Source organism: Massilia sp. Masssp94, from assembly GCF_059491305.1.
Genome location: NZ_CP168501.1, coordinates 3776306 through 3795691, shown reverse-complemented (window position 1 = coordinate 3795691; position 19386 = coordinate 3776306). Strand labels below are relative to the sequence as shown.

16 protein-coding genes are annotated in these 19386 nt (G+C 68.7%); 4 read left to right on the top strand and 12 right to left on the bottom strand.

All coding sequences use genetic code 11. The features are described from left to right. Positions 1–12 precede the first annotated feature (12 nt). From ACEN9G_RS16870 to ACEN9G_RS16845, 6 genes are read right to left on the bottom strand one after another with little or no spacing between them, the layout of a single operon-like run. Positions 13–750 (bottom strand): lysophospholipid acyltransferase family protein, encoded by a 738-nt coding sequence (locus ACEN9G_RS16870; protein WP_413337417.1) that lies wholly within the window; start codon positions 748–750, stop codon positions 13–15. Beyond that, a complete protein-coding gene (locus tag ACEN9G_RS16865) occupies positions 751–2037 on the bottom strand; it encodes a dihydroorotase (protein ID WP_413337418.1) in 1287 nt (428 codons plus the stop codon). After that, positions 2034–2999 (bottom strand): aspartate carbamoyltransferase catalytic subunit, encoded by a 966-nt coding sequence (locus tag ACEN9G_RS16860; RefSeq protein ID WP_413337419.1) that lies wholly within the window; start codon positions 2997–2999, stop codon positions 2034–2036. The genes ACEN9G_RS16865 and ACEN9G_RS16860 overlap by 4 nt, the downstream gene beginning before the upstream one ends. After that, positions 2992–3528 (bottom strand): bifunctional pyr operon transcriptional regulator/uracil phosphoribosyltransferase PyrR, encoded by a 537-nt coding sequence (pyrR, locus tag ACEN9G_RS16855; protein ID WP_413337420.1) that lies wholly within the window; start codon positions 3526–3528, stop codon positions 2992–2994. The genes ACEN9G_RS16860 and pyrR overlap by 8 nt, the downstream gene beginning before the upstream one ends. Continuing rightward, positions 3512–3907 carry a Holliday junction resolvase RuvX gene (gene ruvX / locus ACEN9G_RS16850; RefSeq protein WP_025511860.1) on the bottom strand — a complete coding sequence of 132 codons (396 nt, stop codon included), beginning with the start codon at positions 3905–3907 and terminating at the stop codon, positions 3512–3514. Before ruvX ends, pyrR begins: the two co-directional genes overlap by 17 nt. A gap of 33 nt (positions 3908–3940) precedes the next feature. Next, positions 3941–4597, bottom strand: coding sequence for a YqgE/AlgH family protein (locus tag ACEN9G_RS16845; protein ID WP_413337421.1), 657 nt, complete (start codon positions 4595–4597; stop codon positions 3941–3943). A 178-nt stretch (positions 4598–4775) separates the two neighbouring features. On the opposite strand from ACEN9G_RS16845, the gene ACEN9G_RS16840 reads away from it, so the two are divergent. After that, positions 4776–6224 (top strand): cryptochrome/photolyase family protein, encoded by a 1449-nt coding sequence (locus tag ACEN9G_RS16840; RefSeq protein WP_483126775.1) that lies wholly within the window; start codon positions 4776–4778, stop codon positions 6222–6224. A gap of 88 nt (positions 6225–6312) precedes the next feature. Here the strand turns inward: ACEN9G_RS16840 and ACEN9G_RS16835 are convergent, their stop codons facing one another. The 6 genes from ACEN9G_RS16835 to ACEN9G_RS16810 form a co-directional block, all read right to left on the bottom strand. Then, the gene (locus ACEN9G_RS16835) at positions 6313–11736 is read right to left on the bottom strand and encodes a hybrid sensor histidine kinase/response regulator (protein ID WP_495605440.1); all 5424 of its coding nucleotides are present in this window, start codon (positions 11734–11736) and stop codon (positions 6313–6315) included. 19 nt (positions 11737–11755) lie between these two features. After that, positions 11756–14098, bottom strand: a complete 2343-nt coding sequence (locus ACEN9G_RS16830; RefSeq protein ID WP_483126773.1) for a methyl-accepting chemotaxis protein — start codon at positions 14096–14098, stop codon at positions 11756–11758. A 40-nt stretch (positions 14099–14138) separates the two neighbouring features. Further along, a complete protein-coding gene (locus ACEN9G_RS16825) occupies positions 14139–14654 on the bottom strand; it encodes a chemotaxis protein CheW (protein ID WP_413345388.1) in 516 nt (171 codons plus the stop codon). A 1-nt stretch (position 14655) separates the two neighbouring features. Next, positions 14656–15024, bottom strand: a complete 369-nt coding sequence (locus tag ACEN9G_RS16820; RefSeq protein WP_413345389.1) for a response regulator — start codon at positions 15022–15024, stop codon at positions 14656–14658. Between the two features lie 22 nt (positions 15025–15046). Continuing rightward, a complete protein-coding gene (locus ACEN9G_RS16815; RefSeq protein WP_056129984.1) occupies positions 15047–15448 on the bottom strand; it encodes a response regulator in 402 nt (133 codons plus the stop codon). 161 nt (positions 15449–15609) lie between these two features. Then, positions 15610–15762 carry a rubredoxin gene (locus tag ACEN9G_RS16810; RefSeq protein ID WP_029755924.1) on the bottom strand — a complete coding sequence of 51 codons (153 nt, stop codon included), beginning with the start codon at positions 15760–15762 and terminating at the stop codon, positions 15610–15612. Positions 15763–15856: 94 nt separating this feature from the next. Between ACEN9G_RS16810 and thiD the strand changes: the two genes are divergently transcribed. Genes thiD through ACEN9G_RS16795 form a run of 3 tightly spaced genes read left to right on the top strand, consistent with a single transcriptional unit; the run spans position 15857 to position 19313 of the window. Then, positions 15857–16678, top strand: a complete 822-nt coding sequence (gene thiD / locus ACEN9G_RS16805) for a bifunctional hydroxymethylpyrimidine kinase/phosphomethylpyrimidine kinase (protein ID WP_483126772.1) — start codon at positions 15857–15859, stop codon at positions 16676–16678. 39 nt (positions 16679–16717) lie between these two features. Beyond that, entirely contained in the window at positions 16718–18019 is a 1302-nt protein-coding gene (hemL, locus tag ACEN9G_RS16800; protein WP_413338081.1) for a glutamate-1-semialdehyde 2,1-aminomutase, read from the top strand. A gap of 16 nt (positions 18020–18035) precedes the next feature. Further along, positions 18036–19313 (top strand): NRAMP family divalent metal transporter, encoded by a 1278-nt coding sequence (locus tag ACEN9G_RS16795; protein WP_413338083.1) that lies wholly within the window; start codon positions 18036–18038, stop codon positions 19311–19313. The last annotated feature ends 73 nt before the right edge of the window (positions 19314–19386 follow it).

Below are 19386 nucleotides of genomic sequence, written 5' to 3'. Positions count from 1 at the left end.
GACTACGACGACTCAGCGCCCCTGCCCCAGCGCCCCCGCGATCGCATCATGCGCCGCCTGCGCCAGTTCGCGCCGGTGCGCGCCCGCCGCCGGGATCGGCGCCAGGCAGGCCAGCCGCGCGACGATCGGCTCGCCTTTCATGATGCGCACGATGCTGTCGACGAACGTCGTCTCGCCCGTGTAGTCGACGGCCGGATGCCACGCGCCGAACGCATCGACGTAAGCCAGCGCAACCGGCTGCACGGGCACCGCGGCATCGATGGCGGCTTCGAACAGATTCGCGTGGAACGGCAGCACCGTGCCCTGGCTGGCCGTCGTCCCCTCCGGGAAGAACGCCACGCGGCGGCGCTGGCCGAGGGCCTCCACGAGGCCCTTGAAGATGTGGCGCAGGTCGCGCCGGTTGCCGCGCGCGATGAACACCGTGCCCGCCTGCGCGACGAGCCAGCCGACGACGGGCCAGGCGCGGATCTCGGCCTTGGCCACGAAGCGGCAAGGGTGCACGGCATTGATGACGAAGATGTCGAGCCACGAGATGTGGTTCGCGACGATGAGCGCGTGCGCCAGCGAGTCCTCGCCCGGCACGCGCTCGAGGCGCACGCGGCAGATGCCCAGCAGGCGCGCCGACCAGCGCTGGATCAGGCGCTCGCGCAGGGCATCGCCCACCCACGGGAACACGAGGGCGCAGGTGGCCAGGCCCTGGACGAGGTGGAGGACGAGGCGCGCGAGGCGCCACGCAAGCCGGATCTTCAATCAGCGTTCGAACGCGACGTGGCCGGCGACGATCGTCGCCTTCACCTGGCCCGCCAGTTCGTAGCCGAGGAACGGCGTGTGCTTGCCCTGGCTCGCGAGGGCGGCCGCGTTGACGGTCCAGCGCGTGTCCGGATCGAACAGCACGACGTCCGCGCTTGCGCCCTGTGCCAGCGTGCCGGCGGACAGGCCCGCCATGCGTGCCGGATCGCTCGTGATCTTCGCCAGCGCCGTCGACAACGCTTTCGCGTCGTTGCCCTGCTCCGCCGCCCATTTCAGCATCAGCGCCAGCAGCAGTTCCAGGCCGGTGGCGCCGGGCGACGCCTCGGCGAACGGCAGCAGCTTCTCGTCGTCGTCGACCGGGGTGTGGTCCGAGCAGACGGCGTCCACGGTGCCGTCCTGGACGGCCGCGCGGATCGCGTCGCGGTCGCGCTGGCTGCGCAGCGGCGGCGTGAGGCGCGCGTTGGAATCGAAGAAGCCGATGTCGGCATCCGTCATGTGCAGGTGGTGCACGCCGACGTCGCACGTGACCGGCAAGCCTTCCTTCTTGGCGGCGCGGATCAGGTCCAGCGCGGCGGCGGACGAGATGCGGCACAGGTGCACGCGCGCACCGGAGGCGCGCATCAGCTCGAAGATCGTGTGCAGCGCGATCGTCTCGGACATCACCGGCACGCCGGACAGGCCCAGGCGCGACGCCAGCGGGCCGCTGTGGGCGATGCCGCCGCGGCCGATGAACGGGTCCTGCGGGCGCAGCCACACGGTGTAGCCGAACGTCTTCGCGTACTGCATGGCGCGCAGCAGCACGGTGGTGTCCGTGATCGGTTCCTCGGCCTGCGCGAAGCCGATGCAGCCGGCTTCCGTCAGCTCGGCCATCTCGGTCAGCGCCTTGCCCTTCAAACCGACCGTCAGCGCGCCCAGCGGATGCACGTTGGCCTGGTTCAGCAGGCGCGCGCGGTGCTTGAGCATTTCGACGAGACCTGGCTCGTCCAGCACGGGGTCGGTGTCGGGCGGGCACACGAGCGTCGTCACGCCGCCCTGCACCGCGGCCTGCATTTCCGATTCCAGCGTGGCCTTGTATTCGTAGCCCGGTTCGCGCAGGCGGGCGGAGAGGTCGACGAGGCCCGGCGCGACGACGAGGCCCGCGGCGTCGATCGTGCGCGCGGCCGTGAAGCCCGCGGGGGCGTTGCCGATGCCGGCGACCTTGCCGTCGGCGATGTACAGGTCCTGGACGGCGTCGAGGCCGGCCGCCGGGTCGATCAGGCGCCCGTTCTTGATATGTAAATTCGTCATGCGTGACTTCCAGCCAAAATACTCATAACCGCCATGCGGACCGCGATACCGAAGGTGACCTGGGGCAGGATGACGGCCTGGGCGCCGTCCGCCACGGCCGAGTCGATCTCCACGCCGCGGTTCATCGGGCCCGGGTGCATCACGATGGCGTCCGGTTTCGCGAGCGCCAGGCGCTCCGGCGTCAGGCCGTAGCTCTTGAAATACTCGCCGGCCGACGGCAGCAGCGCGCCCGACATGCGCTCGTTCTGCAGGCGCAGCATGATGATCACGTCGACGTCCTTCAGGCCCTCGTCCATGTTCGTGAACACGCGCACGCCCATCTGGTCCAGGCCACCCGGCAGCAGCGTGTGCGGGCCGATGGCGCGCACTTCCGGCACGCCCAGCGTCGTCAGCGCGTGGATGTCCGAACGGGCCACGCGGCTGTGCAGGATGTCGCCGACGATGGCCACGCGCAGGTTCGTGAAATCCTTCTTGTAGTGGCGGATCGTGTACATGTCGAGCAGGCCCTGCGTCGGGTGCGCGTGGCGGCCGTCGCCCGCGTTCACCACGTGCACGTGGTTCTGCTTCGTATCGTTCAGGTGCTTGGCGATCAGGTACGGCGCGCCCGACTGCGCGTGGCGCACGACGAACATGTCGGCGTGCATGGCCGACAGGTTGTCGATCGTGTCCAGCAGCGATTCGCCCTTGCTCGTCGACGAGGCGGCGATGTTCAGGTTGATGACGTCGGCCGACAGGCGCTTCGACGCGATCTCGAAGGTCGTGCGCGTGCGCGTCGAATTTTCGAAGAACAGGTTGAAGACGCTTTTCCCGCGCATCAGCGGCACCTTCTTGACCTCGCGGTCGGAGATGCTCACGAAGCTCGAGGCGGTGTCGAGGATGTGGTTGATGATGGCCTTGGGCAGTCCCTCGATGGTAAGGAGGTGCTGCAGTTCGCCGTTCTTGTTCAGTTGCGGGTTATGCATTGTCGTCTTCGATCGTGAGCGAAAGTTGGCCGTTTGCTGCGCGGGCCAGCGCGAGCGAGCGGCCAGGGGCAAGCTGTGCGTGCGCGCCGACGAAATCGGCCGCCACCGGCAGTTCGCGGCCGCCGCGGTCCGCCAGCGCGGCCAGCATGATACGCTGCGGACGGCCAAAGTCGAACAGCACGTTGATGGCAGCGCGCACCGTGCGGCCGGTGTACAGCACGTCGTCGACGAGCACGATGGTCGCGCCGTCGACGTTGAATTCGATCCGGGTCGGCTTCACGTCCGGATGCAGGCCCTTGCGGGCATAGTCGTCGCGGTAGAACGAGACGTCGATGAAGCCCAGGCGGGATTGCAGGCCCAGGTCGGCCGCGAGACGTTCCGCGAGCCAGGCGCCGCCCGAGTGGATGCCGACGATGGCGACATCGGGCACGCCCGTAAGACCCGCGCGCACCTGCGCGAGCAGGTCGCGGTACAGGGCCTCGGCATCGAAGTTGTCTGTCCTGTCCGCGTCGTTAATATGAGTTGGCATGATCGTCAAAGTATTGTTGCAAAATGATGGCGGCGGCCTTGGCGTCGATGATCTCGCCGCGCTTGGCGGGAATGACGGCCGACGAGTAGCGCTCGTCGACGAGTTCGACGGGCAGGTTGAAGCGGCCGTTCAGTTGATTCGCGAAGCGGCGCGCGCGCAGGGTCATGTCGTGCTCCGCGCCGTCCGGATGGCGCGGCTCGCCCACGACGAGGCGCGCGGGGCGCCATTGTTCGATCAGGTCGCCGATGACCTTGAAGCGGGTCGCATTGTCGACCGCCTTGATGACGGACAGCGGTTGCGCCTGTCCCGTCAGGGTATTCCCCATGGCGATGCCGATGCGCTTGATGCCGAAGTCGAAGCCTAGAACGATGTCGACCATTACCTGCGTCGGCTCCGGGTTGTGCCCCAACGATCAAGCATGACCGGCCTCGGAAGCCAGCATGAGGGGATCGATCCCCAGCAGCTTGATGGCCGCGTTGTAGCGCTCCTCGATCGGCAGGTCGAACAGCACGCGCGCGTCGGCGCTCACCGTGAGCCAGCCGTTGCGGGCAATCTCTTCTTCCAGCTGGCCCGGACTCCACCCTGCATAGCCGATCGAGACGAGCATGCGGCGCGGGCCGGTGCCGTTGGCGACGGCTTCCAGTACGTCGATCGACGTCGTGAACGCGACGTCGTCGGTGACGCTCAGCGACGACGAATAGCGGCCGCCGGGCGAATGCAGCACGAAGCCGCGGTCGTCCTGGACCGGACCGCCGAACATGATCGGCGCGTCCTCGACGCTGGCGCGCAGACCTTCCGCCACTTTCAGGTCGATGCGGTCAAACAGCACGTCCATGGTCATGTCGGTGGGCTTGTTGATGACGACGCCGAGCACGCCCTTCTCGTTGTGCTCGCAGATATACACGACAGCGCCGCCGAAGATCGGGTCATTCATGGACGGCATGGCAATCAGGAAATGATTAGCCAGGTTCAGCTGGGACGTGGATGCGCACAACGTGCCGAGGAGAGGCGTATCTTCCTGGGGCATCCCGGGCATGGTTAGAGGCTTGCCGACCTTACTTTTTTTCATGCTCATACTCTCTGTTGGCTCACTCTCCGGGTTTACCGCGGTACCTGAAGCTGAAAAGCTGGACTTTTCGCTAGTTTACACCGAATTGCCCGACCGGCCACGGAAGCCGCTCGGCGGGGCAAACCTGAGAGATGGTAGACAGTAAAATTTTGGACTGCATTGACTCAACACACAGAAGATGACTCTGAGAAACTCGCTAGTCTGGTTCCGGCGCGATTTGCGCGTGGACGACCATGCCGCGCTGCATCACGCCCTGCTCTCCTCACGCCGGGTGGTTGGCGTGTTCGTGTTCGATACGGACATCCTGGCCGGCCTGCCGTCCGACGACCGGCGCGTTCAATTTCTGCTCGACAGCGTGCGCGAGCTGGATGCGCGCCTGCATGCAATGGGAGGTTATCTCATCGTGCGGCACGGGCGCGCCACGCAGGTGATTCCGGAATTGGCCGACGCGCTCGACGCGGAATCCGTATTTACCAACCGCGATGTCGAACCGCAGGCCATCGCCCGCGACCGCGCGGTGCAGGATGCCCTGCGCGCGGCCGGCCGCAGCCTGCAGACGTTCAAGGATCAAGTCATCTTCGAACAGGATGAAGTATTGACGCTGGCCGGCGGCCCCTATTCGGTTTTTACGCCGTACAAGAACGCGTGGCTGAAACGCCTCGCGCGCGAGCCGGAGGCGCTGCGGCCGTACGAGACGGCACCGCACGCGGGCGCGCTCGCGCCCCCGCCCGCGGACCACGCCCTGCCCGCGCTCGCGGATCTCGGTTTCGTCCCGAACGCGGCACCCATCGCGCATCCCGGCATGACGGGCGCGGGGGCGCTGCTGGAGCGATTCGGGCAGCGCCTCGCGCGCTACGACCACGACCGGGACTACCCGGCGCTGGACGCCACGTCGCGCCTGTCGATCCACCTGCGCTTCGGCACGCTGTCCGTGCGCCGCCTCGTCGCGATGCTGCAGGCACGCATCGTGGACGGCACGGGCGGTCCGGGGGCGCCCGTGTGGCTGTCGGAACTGATCTGGCGCGAGTTCTACATGATGATCCTGGCACGCCATCCGCGCGTCGTCACGCAATCGTTCAAGGCCGCCTTCGACGCCGTCGCGTGGGACGACGGCTTGGCGGCGGATGCATTGTTCGACGCGTGGTGCGCGGGCCGCACGGGCTATCCGCTCGTCGACGCCGCGATGCTGCAGCTGGAACGCACGGGGTTCATGCACAACCGCCTGCGCATGGTGACGGCCAGCTTTTTGACCAAGGACCTCGGCATCGATTGGCGCCGCGGCGAGCGCTGGTTCGCGCTGAAGTTGAACGATTACGAACTGGCATCGAACAACGGCGGCTGGCAGTGGGCGGCGTCGACGGGGTGCGATGCGCAGCCGTGGTTCCGCATCTTCAATCCCGTCACGCAGTCGAAACGGTTCGATCCGGACGGGGCGTTCATCCGGCAGTACCTGCCGCAGCTGGCCGGCTTGAGCGGGGCGGCCATTCATGCGCCCTGGCTGGCGAAGCCGGAGGTTTTACAGAAGGCCGGCGTCGTGCTCGGGAAGGATTATCCGGTGCCGGTGGTGGACCACGAAGCAGCGAGAGAGAAAACACTCGCGCGCTTCAAGGCGATCCGTGACCTGTAAACGTCATCCCCGCGGAGGCGGGGATCCAAGTTCTGCATGCGCGGCCGAAACGCGTGCAAATTGGGCCCCGCCTCCGCGGGGGCGACGTTCATGTGTTACGAGTTTCGAGCAACCCCGTAATCGCCGCCAGCAACGCATCCTCCTGATACGGCTTGCCGAAATAAGCATCGACACCAAGCCCCAGCGCCACGTTGCGGTGCTTGTCCGCCGTGCGCGACGTGATCATGATGATCGGCAGCGCCGAAGTGGCGGCATCCCCGCGCACGTGGCGCGTGAGGTCGAAGCCGTCCATGCGCGGCATCTCGATATCGACCAGCATCAGGTCCGGACGCGTCTCCTGCATCTGCTCGAGCGCGTCGACGCCGTCCTTGGCCAGCAGCACGCGGTAGCCTTCGCGCTCAAGCAGGCGCTGCGTGACCTTGCGCACGGTGAGCGAATCGTCGACGACCATGATGGTCGCGATGCGCGCGGCCGGCGCCGGTGCCGGCGCGGTTGCCGATGTATTCGCGACATGGCCGGGACGCGCGCCCGAGCCGGCCAGCTGCACCGGATCGAGGATCAGTACGATCTCGCCCGACCCGAGCACGGTGGCGCCGGCGATGCCCGGCATGCGCGCCAGCTGCGGCCCGATGTTCTTGATGACGACCTCGCGGTTGCCCAGCACCTCGTCCACCCGCACGGCGACGCGCGTGTTGCCGCTCCTGAGGACCAGCACCGGCGACGAGCGCTGGCCGCCGCTTTTTTGCCATGCGCCGCCCGGTTCGTGCAGCAGCGTAGGCAGGTAGTGCAGCGGGACGTTCTCGCCGTGGACGTTGATCGCCCCGGCGGCGAAGGCCGCATCGAGGTCGGCCTCGCGCACCTGCAGCACCTGCTCGACCAGCACGGCCGGCAGCGCATGCGTGCGCGGGCCGCTGGCGACGAGCACGACCTGCGTGACGGCCAGCGTGAGCGGCAGGTGGATGGCGAAGGCGGCGCCGCGGCCCGGCGTCGTCTCGACGTCGACGCGGCCGCCGAGCGCGCGCGCTTCCGAGCGCACGACGTCCATGCCGACGCCGCGGCCGGCCAGTTCGGTCAGCGTGTCCGCCGTCGAGAAGCCCGGCTCGAACACCAGCTCGGCGGCGTCCTGGTCGGACACGTCCTCGCCGTCGGCCAGCAGCCCGAGGGACGCCGCCTTGGCGCGGATGCGCCCCAGGTCGAGGCCTGCGCCGTCGTCGGCGAAACGGATCTCGACTTCGTTGCCCTGCTGGCTCACCTGCACGAGCAGTTCGCCCGTCTCCGGCTTGCCGGCCGCCAGGCGCTGGCCGCGCGGCTCGATACCGTGCACGATGGCGTTGCGCAGCAGGTGTTCGAAAGGCGCTGCCATGCGTTCCAGCACGCTGCGGTCGATCTCGACGCCGCCGCCGCGGATGTCCAGGTTGACCCGCTTGTCCATTTCCTTGGCGGTCTGGCGCGCCACGCGGAACAGGCGCTCAGAGAGGCTCGCGAACGGCACCATCCGCACCCGCATCAGGTCGCGCTGCAGCTCGCGCGTCAGGCGCGACTGCGCGGCCAGGTCGTCGGCCGCCGCTTCCACCGTGCGCGCCAGGCCGTCGTGGAACGAACCGACGTCGTTCACGCTCTCGGCCATCATGCGCGTCAGCTCCTGCAGGCGCGTGAAGCGGTCGAACTCGAGCGGGTCGAATTCGCGCTCGCCCGCGATCGACAGGCGCGACGCGATCTGCGATTCCGCCTGCATCTCCACCTCGCGCAGCTGGCGCCGCAGGTTGGCGAGGTTGTCGGAGAACTCGGCCAGCATGCCCTTCAGCGTACCGACCTGCGTCTCCAGCTTCGAGCGCGTGATCGACACCTCGCCGGCCTGGTTGACGAGGCGGTCGAGGATGTCGGCGCGCACGCGCACGAGCGGTGCGCGCGCGGCCTGCTCGTCCGCGGGCGGCGCCGGCCGCGCGGGTTCCGGTGCCGGAGCAGGTTGGAGCACCGGCGCGCCCGGTTGCTGCAGCTGCTCGAACAGCAGTTGCGCCTGGTCGTAGTTGGCCAGCAGTTCGTCGAAGGCGGCCGGATTCGTCGTCCCGGCGTGCAGCATGTTCTCGATCTGCGTTTCCAGCGCGTGCGTGTGCTGGCCGAGGCGCATCGCGCCGGCCATGCGCGCGCTGCCCTTCACCGTGTGCAGGGCGCGCAGCAGGCCTTGCGCGACGGCCACGTCGGCCGGGTTCTGCTGCCACTGGCGCAGGCCGTTGCCGATCTGCGGCAGCAGGTCCGCCGCTTCTTCCATGAACACGGGCAGCAGGTCCGGGTCGAGGTCGTCGACGAATACCGGCTCCGCGGCCAGCACCGCGTCCGCTTCCGGTTCTGCGACGGGTTCCGGCTCGGGTCCGGGCACCAGGATGTCGAACAGCGCATCGACGTCGATGACCTCGTCCGCTTCGACCGGTGCGGGTGCGGGCGCGGGTTCGGCCTGCTCCAGCGTGGGCGCGGCGAACGGATCGTCGAAATAGGCATCGAACAGATCGTCGACGGCGCTCACGGCCGGATCTTCCTGGTGCGGTGCCGGCGCGCGCGGCGCCGGTTCCGTGCTGGCGGGCAGCGCCGGCGTGCCGGTGACGAGCGGCGGATCCGCCAGGATGCTGGCATACGTGGCGGCGAACAGCGCGTCCAGGCGCTGCGCCAGTTCCGGCTCGGCGTCGGCGATGACGGCGTCGGCGCGCTGGCGGCCCAGCTCATCGCGCAGCGCTTCCAGGCGCGCCAGCAGTTCCGGCTGCGCGGGCGCCAGCTCGCCCAGCGCGAACACCTGCAGCATGATGCGCACGCGCTCGACCGTCTCGTCCAGCAGGTCGAACTGGGCGCCGTCCAGCGGCGGGACGGCCACCTGCAGCGCTTCTTCCAGCGCCGCGGCCAGTTCGCGCAACGCGTTGAAGCCGACGGTGGCCGACGTGCCGCCCAGCGTGTGCGCCGCCTTCAGGGCCTGCGCCGACACGGCGCGCAGCGGTTCCGCGCGCCAGCCGGCGAAGTCCTCGGCCAGCGTGCGCACCAGTTCCTCGGTCTCGCCGAGGTAGATGTTGTACAGCGGGAGCGGGATCTCGAGGTCGCCCACGTGCCGCACGTTCGCTTCCGACACGGGGAACGCGAGCACGTTGTCCGGCAGCTCGTCCGTGGACAGGGCCGGCAGCGGCGCGGGCGCCTCGTCCGGTGCGACGTCGAAGCCGGCGGCCGGTTCGACCGGTTCCGGCGGCGGCTCGGATGCGGCGGGCACGGCATCGAGCGCGCCGACCGTTTCCGGTGCCAGCTCGGCCGGCGCATCGACCGCAGGCACCTCCGGCGTCGACACGAGCGGCGCCGGCGCTTCCGCCAGCGCGAACGGCCCACCCTCCTGCACGCGCTGGGCTGCCTGCACGAGCGCCGCGCCATCGCGCTGCGATCCGCCGGCCGCGAGTTCGTCAACCCACGCGCCCAACTCCGCATGCGCCTGCGCGAGCAGTGCCAGCAGGTCCGGCGTGGCGGCGCGCGCCTCGGCCAGCCACAGGTTCATGACCTTTTCGATGGCCGCTGCCGCCGCGGCGAACTGCTCGAGGTTCACCATGCGGCTGCTGCCCTTGAGCGTGTGGAAGCCGCGGCGCAGGCGCGTCAGCGTGTCCTGGTCGGCCGGATCGGCCTGCGCAACGGGCAGCGCGTTGCCGACGACGTCCAGCACTTCGCGCGCCTCGCCGATGAAGATCTCCAGCAGTTCGGCGTCGACGGCATCCGGTGCCGCCTCCGGCGCAGCCTGCGGCTCCGACGGCGCCTGTGCTTCGGCCTGTGCTTCGAGCGGCAGCTCGTGGAACAGGCCCGCCGCCGCATCGAAGCGGTAGCGCCGGCGCGCGCCGTCGACGTTCTGCGCCAGCGCGTCCGTGAAGAAGCCGAGCGCGCCGATGTTGCGCGCCAGGTTGTCCAGCACGGCGCCGCGCGCCGCGGCATCCGGCGGCGTCTCGATCAGCGCGCGTACCTGGGCGCGCACGTGGTCGACGGCTTGCGTGGCCTGCTCCTGATCGAGGATGGCCAGCGCGCCCTGCAGCTGGTGCAGCAGCGGGTCGACCTGTTCCAGGGACGCAATGCGTGCCGGGTCTTCGTAGTAGTCGTCGATGAGTTTCTCGACCTGGCGCAGGCCCGTGCGGATCTCGCCCGCCAGCACCGCGACGGTCTGGCCCTGCTGCAGCTCGCGCGCCATCTCGCCGTGCCACACCGGCGCGTCCGGCGGGGTCTCGCCGTGCGCGAGCGCGAGCAGGCGCTGGCCGACCGCTTCCGCATGCTGGCCGAAGTCCTCGGGCAGCTGGCGCACCTGGTCCAGGCCGTGCTCGACGAACAGCATGGCCTCGGCCATCTCGAGGCTGAACTGGTCGCTGCGGCCGCCCGCCATCGATTCGCTGGCGGCCTGCCCCAGTTCGCGCAGCAGGTGCGCGAGCTGCGGTGCGCCCAGCTTCTCGCTGGCGCCGGCCAGCTTCGCCAGCGCCTCGTTGAAGCCGCCGCCCGTCGCGGCGCCGCCTTCCGTGGCGACGCGGTCCCAGCCCTGCTTGGTCTCGATCAGCGCTTCCTTGGCATCCTTCAGCACCGCCGGATCGACCTTGCCGTAGCGGCGTTCCAGGTAATCGGCCGGCACCTGGCCGCCGACGTGGTACGCGTCGCGCAGCTGGCGCGCCTCGGGCGTCGGCTCGGGTGCGGCCGAGGTGAAGAACAGCGCGTCGCGCAGCAGCGCTTCCGGCAGCTCCGTATGGCCCTGCGCCTGGCGGCGCAGCTGCAGGTTGATCTGGCCGAACAGCTGCTTTACATACAGGTCGGGCGCCACCTGGCCGGTCGCGACGAGGTCGGCGACGGCCTGCAGCGCCAGCCAGAACGCGTGGTCTTCGGCCTGCGGCTGGCCGTCGACGACGCCCGCCAGCGCATCGCGCATGGCGGCCGCCTGGGCGCGCTGGGCGTCGACGTCCTGGCTGCGCAGGAACGGCAGCAGCGCCTTTTCGAATGCGGCGCGGGTCGCTGCGTAGTCCGGCATCGGGCCGGCGCCGCCAGCCGGCAACAGCGCCGGGGCGAGATCCAGCACGAGCATCTGGCCCGGGTGCACCCTTTCTACGCCCAATAACTCCTGCAGCGCGCGGTAGTACGGGAACAGGCGCACGGGCTGCGGCGCCGCGCCGTCCAGCAACTCTTCCAGGTATTCGACGAGCGCCCGATACGCCTCGCCCACGGCGCCGGCACGCTCAAGCTCGAGCGCCAGCGTGCCATCCTTGAAGCGGTCGATGACCTGTTCGGCCGCCTCGCTCAGGCGTTCGACGCCGGCCACGTCGACCATCTGCAGTGCCCCGTGGGCCTGGTGCAGGTGCGACTTGGCATGCAGCAGCAGCGTGGGCTGCGCTTCCGGTGTGCGGCCAGCCGCATCCTGCAGCGCCTTGGCGGAACGCCCGAGGGCGTCGCGGATTTCACCGATGACCCAGGACAGGGGGCCGGTGTCGAAAGGCGGTGCGGCGGATGCGTGCGAAAACTGGGTCATGTGGGCAAAAGTGAGATGCTCAGGCGGCGACGCGGAAGCGCGACACCGAATTCTTCAGTTCCTGCGCGAGCGCCGCCAACTGCCGGATCGACTGCGCGGTCTGCTGCGTGCCGCCCTGTGCCTGTTCGGTGATCGCGAGGATGTGCTGCATATTATGCGCCACGCCGTTCGCGGACGTCGCCTGCAAGCCCGCGGCGACCGCCATCCCCTGGATCAGCTCCGCCAGGCGGTTCGACACGCGCGAGATGTCGGCCAGCGCGGCGCCGGCCGCGTCGGTCGTGCGCGCGCCCTCGACGACGCCCTGCGTCGACTTTTCCATTGCCGCCACGGCGTCGTGCGTGTCGGTCTGGATGGTGCGCACCAGCGCGCCGATCTGCTTGGCCGCTTCGGCCGACCGCTCCGCCAGCCGCTGCACCTCTTCCGCCACGACCGAGAAGCCGCGCCCCGCCTCGCCGGCCGATGCGGCCTGGATCGCGGCGTTCAGCGCCAGCACGTTGGTCTGCTCCGTGATGTCGGAAATGAGTTCGGTGATCTCGCCGATCTCCTGCGACGATTCGCCCAGGCGCTTGATGCGCTTGGAGGTTTCCTGGATCTGCTCGCGGATCTCGCCCATGCCGCGGATCGCGTTCTGCACCGCCGTCGCGCCCTGCTCCGCCGCCGCCACCGACTGGCGCGCCACCTCGGCCGATTCCTTCGCGGAGCTGGATACGTCCGTGATCTCGCCGGCCATGCGCAGCATCGTGGCCGACGTGTCCTGGATCTCGCGCGCCTGCTGGCCCGCCGCGACGAGCAGCCGGCTCGACACCTGCTGCGCGTCGTTCGACGCCTGCGTCACCTGTTCCGCCGTATCGATCACGCGCACGACGAGGCCGCGCAGCTCTTCCACCGTGTAGTTAACGGAGTCGGCGATGGCGCCCGTGATGTCTTCCGAGACGGTGGCATAGACCGTCAGGTCGCCGTCCGCCACTTCCTGCAATTCGTTCATCAGGCGCAGGATCGCGGCCTGGTTCTGGTCGTTGGTGGCCTTCGCTTCCTCTTCCTTGGCCTGGGCCAGCAGGCGCATCGCCTCCGCTTCCTGGCGGCGCGCGTCGGCGCCGCGGGTGCGGTTGCGCGAATCCTGCAGCATCACGCGCGAGATGCTGCCCGCCGTGACGAGCGTGAAGATCGATGCCGCCACGAGCACCCACAGCCACATGCCCGTGCTGCCCGCGCCGGCGCGGTACGATGCCTGCAGGCCGGTCAGCTGGCGGCGCAGCGCTTCGTTGTCGCGGAAGATCGTCTGCTCGGCGGCCTTGGCGGCCGTCATGTCGGACAGTTTATCCAGGAAGGTCGAGATCAGCTTCTGGCAGATGTCGAATTTCGACTGCACTTCTTCCAGCTTGGCGCGCAGGTCCGGGTCGCGCAGCGGGGCCAGGCCCAGCGTGGCGCTGCCGTTCAGCAGGCCATCGACGGTGGCGCGGAACGTGGTCGTGTCGCGGCCCATCTGGAACGCGGTCTCGGGACGGATGCCGCCCGACGTGAGGAATTCGCTGGCGCTGCGCGACAGGCGCTGCGTCAGCATCATCATGCGGCCCAGCGCCGCCAGTTCGCGTGCGCTGCCGCCGCGCGCCGTGCGTTCGGTGAGGATGTCTTCCGTCAGCGCCAGCATGTCCGGCGCCAGCACGTCGAGCTGCTTCAGGTTCTTGTCGAAGGCGACCAGCTCCGGCTTCATCTTGAGGATGCTGGCGGCGGCCGCGTCGGACACGTTCCACTTCTTGCGCACGGCGGCCAGCTGCGCGGCCAGGTCGCCGGACGATGCGGGAATCGCGTTGCCGTTGAAGTCGCCGCCGCGGGCCAGCAGGTCGAGGTCGTGCGACAGGGCGATGCGGCTGTCCTGCAGCTGCGTGAACGCGTCCGGCACGCCCTGCATCGCGTTCGGCGCGGCCTTGCCCACGCGCTGCGAGTGCATCAGCGCTTCGCTGGCGATCTGGGTCTGGCCGCTGGCGATCGCGCCGCTGCCGGCATTGCGCCACAGCGACAGCAGCGTGAGCAGGATACCGATGCCGAAGGCGACGAGCAGGATGCGCAGCTGGCGCGGCAGGGACAGATGGCCGATGAGCGGCAGGCGCAGGTCGTCGTCGCCGCCGGCCGTTCCGCTGGCAGCTTCCTCCGCATGGCGGCGCTTGCGCCGGGCGAGCTGGCCGAGGCGCAGCGCGGCGTCATCGGCGGAACCCGTCGATGCCGTGCCGCTGACCGGGCCGGCGGGTACCGTGCCGGGGCCGAACTGCGTGTCGGGCGACGCCAGCACCGTGCCGGACGCCTGCGCGTCGCCGCCCCCGTCCTTGGGGAAGAAATTCATCGACAGTTTGGATACGAATCCCATGCGAGCTCCAGTACAGAACCTGTTTTTAATTGTTGAACGATCAGCGTGCGACCTGCAGGAAGCGGTCCTCGCGCGCGAGGGCGACGAGCGACAGCGGCGTCCAGTCCTGGCCGTCGGCGTCGCGCAGGCGGCCGTCAAGAGGCGTCATGTCGGCCGCGTGGCGCAGGCCGACGACCTTCGCCACGAGCAGCGCGCACGGAAAGCCGAGGGCGGGTCCGAACGTCACGAGCCGCGTGCCGGGCGTTGGCGCCGCCTCCGGATCGAAATAGCGCGCCAGGTCGACGACGCCCAGCAGGTTGCCGCGCACGTTCGCGAGGCCGAGATACCAGGGCTGCGTGAGCGGCACGGCGGCCAGCGGCGGCAGCGGCACGATCTCGCCCGCTTCGACGAGGTCGAGCAGGTAGCGCACGCCGCCGATCTCCACGCCCAGCTGGTGCGCGCGCGCGCCGCTGCTCGTGCGCGCGGCCTGCATGCGCTCGAGCAGCTGTTCCTGGTACTGGCGCAGGCGCGCGCGCCGGGCCGCGCCCTTCTGTCCGGCGGCGTCGCTGACGTCCATCTCAGGCGCCGAGCGTGGCGATCGTGGCCAGCAATTTCGCCGGATCGACCGGCTTGACGAAATAATCCTTCGCGCCCTGGCGCATGCCCCAGATACGGTCGGTTTCCTGGTTCTTGCTGCTGCAGATGATGACGGGGACGGACGCCAGCTCCGGATCGCGCGCGATCGAGCGCGTCACCTGGAAGCCGTTCGCGCCGGGCATCACCACGTCCATCAGGATCAGTTCCGGACGATCGGCGCGGATCTTGGCCAGCGCCTCCTCGCCGTTGTCGGCGGTGGTGACGGTGAAGCCGTTGCGCACGAGGATGTCGGTCAGGTAGTAACGTTCGGTCGGGGAATCGTCGACGATCAGGATTTTTTGTATGGCCACGGTGGGCTCCGCAACGTTGGAATCAGGCAGCCGCGTCGGTCCGGCCCTGCGCATGGTCGCGCACGGCCGCCAGCAGGCTGTCCTTGGAAAAAGGTTTGGTCAGGTAGGCGCTCGATCCGACCATCGCGCCGCGCGCACGGTCGAACAGGCCGTCCTTGGAGGACAGCATGATGACCGGCGTGGCATGGAATTTCGCGCTCTTCTTGATCAGCGCGCAGGTCTGGTAGCCGTCCAGGCGCGGCATCAGGATGTCGCAGAACACCAGGGACGGATGATGGTCGTTGATCTTGGCCAGCGCGTCGAAGCCGTCTTCGGCCAGTACCACGCGGTAGCCGGCCTGCGTCAGGAAGATTTCGGCGGACCGACGGATCGTGCTGCTGTCGTCGATCACCATGATCGTCAGGCCTGTCGGTTGCGTCGTCATATTCGTTTCACTTCAGCATGAACCCGCAAGATAGCATAGGGGCTGCGGCTTGTGCATGAAGTGTTGCGATACGTCAACTTGCCGTATGACGACTCATTGACGGGATGACACGAAACATTGGCGGGACGTTATTTCACGTTGATGAATCGACAAAGAACCGCTCAGATCGCGGTCATTTCGAAGTCGTCCTTGCGCGCGCCGCATTCCGGGCACGTCCAGTTCATGGGCACGTCGGCCCAGCGGGTGCCCGGCGCAATGCCGTCGTCCGGTGCGCCGGCGGCTTCGTCGTAGACCCAGCCGCAGATCAGGCACATCCACGTCTGGTACACCTGTGTTTCAGTACTCACTTCGATTTCCTCTTTTCGGTTCAGATAAAATGACAGGGAAAGGTATAGTATTCTACCCGCTGTGCAAAACCAAACGTCTCCACTCATCCTCACGTTCGGGCCCGCCGACCCGGTCGGGGCGCTGGGCATCCAGTCCGACGTGACCGTCTTCGCCATGCATGGCTGCCACGCCCTCTCGGTCGTGACGGGTTTGCTCGTGGCGGATTCCGCGCGCGTGGACGACATCCAGCCGACCGACCACTCGCTCGTCGTGGAACAGGCGCGCATGCTGCTCGAGGACATGCCCGTGGCCGCCATCAAGGTCGGCACCCTGGCCAGCCTGGAGCAGATCGCGGCGGTGGCGGAGATCGTGTCCGACTATGCCGACGTGCCGCTCGTGCTCGACCCGTTCACGTCGTCGCTGCCCGATTGCGGCCCGCGCGACGACGACATGCTGACCCTCATCCATCAACTGCTCGTGCCGCAGGCCAGCGTCTTCATGCTGTCGCAGCCGGAACTGGCGCGCCTGGCCGACTGCTGGCGCGACCCGGGCAGCATCGCCACCGTCGCCGAGGACGCGGCGGAGCTGACGGGCCTCGGCTGCGGCCACGTGCTCGTGACGGGCGTCGGCGGCGGCGACGGCAGCCGCTGCAACGAGTTGTACGAGCCGGACGGCCTGGCCACCGCCCTGCCCTGGGCGCAGCTCCTGCCCGGCCCGTTCGTCGGCGCCGGCAACACGTTGTCGGCCGCTTTGGTGGCGCGGATGGCGCGCGGCGACGGCGCGGCGGACGCCCTGCCCGGGGCCCAGGACTACGTCACCGGCGCCCTCGTCCATGCCTGCCGCTTCGGCATGGGCCGGCTCATCCCGAACAAGATCTTCCGCGCTCCCGGCGCGGCCTGCTAACCCCGCCGGCGCCTGCGCCCGGGATTCATCCAGACAACCATGACCGCTACGTCCGACTCCACTTCGAAAAACGACATCCTGTTCGCCCGCGCCCAGCAGACCACGCCGGGCGGCGTGAACTCGCCCGTGCGCGCCTTCCGCTCCGTCGGCGGCACGCCGCGCTTCATCACGCGGGCCGAGGGGCCGTATTTCTGGGACGCGGACGGCAAGCGCTACATCGACTACATCGGCTCCTGGGGCCCGGCCATCGTCGGCCACACCCATCCGGACGTGGTGAAAGCCGTGCAGGACGCGGCCGCGCGTGGCCTGTCGTTCGGCGCGCCAACCGAGGGCGAGATCGAGATCGCCGAGGAAATCTGCCGCCTCGTGCCGTCGATCGAGCAGGTGCGCCTCGTCTCGTCCGGCACGGAAGCGACGATGAGCGCGCTGCGCCTCGCACGCGGCGCCACCGGCCGCGACAAGATCGTCAAGTTCGAAGGCTGCTACCACGGCCACGCCGATTCCCTGCTGGTCAAAGCCGGTTCGGGCCTGCTCACGTTCGGCAACCCGACGTCGGCCGGCGTGCCGGAAGACTTCGTCAAGCACACCATCGTCCTCGACTACAACAACATCCCGCAGCTGGAAGATGCGTTCCAGTCGATGGGCGACACCATCGCCTGCGTGATCGTGGAAGCCGTCGCCGGCAACATGAACCTGATCCGCGCGACGCCGGAATTCCTGCAGCGCATGCGCGAACTATGCACGGAATATGGCGCCGTGCTGATCTTCGACGAAGTGATGTCGGGCTTCCGCGTCGGCATCGGTGGCGCGCAGGCGCTGTACGGCATCGTGCCGGACCTGACCGCGCTCGGCAAAGTGATCGGCGGCGGCATGCCGGTCGCCGCGTTCGGCGGCCGCGCGGACCTGATGCAGAAGATGGCGCCGATCGGCCCCGTCTACCAGGCGGGCACGCTGTCCGGCAACCCGGTCGCCGTCGCCGCCGGCATGACCACGCTGAAGCTGATCCAGCAGCCGGGCTTCTACGAGCACCTGACGGCGCAGACGAAGAAACTGGTCGACGGCCTGACGGCGGCCGCGAAGGAAGCCGGTATCGCGTTCTGCGCGGACAGCGTCGGCGGCATGTTCGGCCTGTATTTCGCCGACACGATCCCGTCCAGCTACGGCCAGATGATGGCCGGCGACAAGGAGCGCTTCAACCGCTTCTTCCACGGCATGCTGGACGAAGGCGTGTACTTCGCGCCCGCGATGTTCGAAGCAGGTTTTGTCTCGGCCACGCACGACGATGCCGTGATCGCCGAGACGGTCGAAGCGGCCCGCCGCGTGTTTGCCCGCCTGGCGTGACCGCGCCCGGCCCGACATGCCGTTCAAGCTGTTCCGCCGCCTCACCGACAACGCCACGCTGAAATCGCTCGGCCCCGGCCTGATCACGGGCGCGGCCGACGACGACCCGTCCGGCATCGCGACGTATTCGCAGGCCGGCGCGCAATTCGGCTTCAACACGCTGTGGACGCTGGTGCTGACCTACCCGTTCATGGTCGGCATCCAGCTCGTGTCGGCACGCATCGGGCGCGTGACCGGACGCGGGCTCGCGGCCAACATCCGCCGCGCGTATTCGCCCTGGCTGCTGTACGCCATCGTCGCGCTGCTGCTCGTTGCCAACGTCATCAACATCGCGGCCGACATCGCCGCGATGGGCGAGGCGCTGCGCCTCGTGACGGGCACCGGCTCCAGCCACCTGTATGCGCTCGGTTTCGGCCTGCTGTGCCTCGCGCTGCAGGTCTTTTTGCCGTATGCCACCTACGTGCGCTACCTGAAATGGCTGACCCTGGGCCTGCTGGCCTACGTCGCGACGGCGTTCGCAGTGCACATGCCGTGGACGGAAGTCCTTGCGCGCACCGTGTGGCCCCATTTCGCCTTCACGAAGGATGCCGTCGCCCTCATCGTCGCCGTGTTCGGCACGACGATCAGCCCCTACCTCTTCTTCTGGCAAGCGTCGCAGGAAGTCGAGGAGATCCGCAACGACCACCACGCGCGCGCCCTGCGCACGCGCCCGCGCGACGCCGCCGCGCAACTCAGGCGCATCAAGGCCGACACCTTGATCGGCATGGGCTTTTCCAACCTCGTCGCCTTCTTCATCATGCTGACGACGGCCGTCACCTTGGGCGCGCACGGCATCACGAACATCCAGTCGTCCGCGCAGGCGGCCGAGGCGCTGCGGCCGGTGGCGGGCGAATTCGCGTTCCTCGCGTTCGCGCTGGGCATCGTCGGCACGGGCATGCTCGCCGTGCCCGTGCTGGCGGGGTCGGCCGCATATGCCGTCACCGAGAGCTTCCGCTGGCGCAACGGCATGGACCTGAAGGTCGTCGAGGCGCGCGAGTTCTACGGCATCATCGCGCTGGCCACGCTGGGCGGCGTCGCGCTCGACTTCGCCCCGGTCGACCCGATCGCGGCGCTGGTGCTGTCCGCGCAGATCAACGGCGTCATCGCCGTGCCGATCATGGCCGTCATGATGCTGCTCGCGCATAACCGCAAGATCATGGGCGGCTACACGTTATCCACACGCCATACCGTGATCGGCTGGATCGGCGTGGCGGTGATGCTCGTGGCCGTCGTGGCCATGTTTGCAACGATGTGACCGGTCGATCGTCCCCCACGCGTGGGGCTGCACGGGTGCGCCCACCGTATGTACGATGCGCTCCACATCGACC

Coding starts and splice junctions, on each gene's coding strand:
- ACEN9G_RS16865 (WP_413337418.1), bottom strand. CDS start 2,037: ATGACGAATTTACATATCAAGAACGGGCGCCTGATCGACCCGGCGGCC.
- ACEN9G_RS16860 (WP_413337419.1), bottom strand. CDS start 2,999: ATGCATAACCCGCAACTGAACAAGAACGGCGAACTGCAGCACCTCCTT.
- pyrR (WP_413337420.1), bottom strand. CDS start 3,528: ATGCCAACTCATATTAACGACGCGGACAGGACAGACAACTTCGATGCC.
- ruvX (WP_025511860.1), bottom strand. CDS start 3,907: ATGGTCGACATCGTTCTAGGCTTCGACTTCGGCATCAAGCGCATCGGC.
- ACEN9G_RS16845 (WP_413337421.1), bottom strand. CDS start 4,597: ATGAAAAAAAGTAAGGTCGGCAAGCCTCTAACCATGCCCGGGATGCCC.
- ACEN9G_RS16840 (WP_483126775.1), top strand. CDS start 4,776: ATGACTCTGAGAAACTCGCTAGTCTGGTTCCGGCGCGATTTGCGCGTG.
- ACEN9G_RS16835 (WP_495605440.1), bottom strand. CDS start 11,736: ATGACCCAGTTTTCGCACGCATCCGCCGCACCGCCTTTCGACACCGGC.
- ACEN9G_RS16830 (WP_483126773.1), bottom strand. CDS start 14,098: ATGGGATTCGTATCCAAACTGTCGATGAATTTCTTCCCCAAGGACGGG.
- ACEN9G_RS16825 (WP_413345388.1), bottom strand. CDS start 14,654: ATGGACGTCAGCGACGCCGCCGGACAGAAGGGCGCGGCCCGGCGCGCG.
- ACEN9G_RS16815 (WP_056129984.1), bottom strand. CDS start 15,448: ATGACGACGCAACCGACAGGCCTGACGATCATGGTGATCGACGACAGC.
- ACEN9G_RS16810 (WP_029755924.1), bottom strand. CDS start 15,762: ATGTGCCTGATCTGCGGCTGGGTCTACGACGAAGCCGCCGGCGCACCG.
- hemL (WP_413338081.1), top strand. CDS start 16,718: ATGACCGCTACGTCCGACTCCACTTCGAAAAACGACATCCTGTTCGCC.
- ACEN9G_RS16795 (WP_413338083.1), top strand. CDS start 18,036: ATGCCGTTCAAGCTGTTCCGCCGCCTCACCGACAACGCCACGCTGAAA.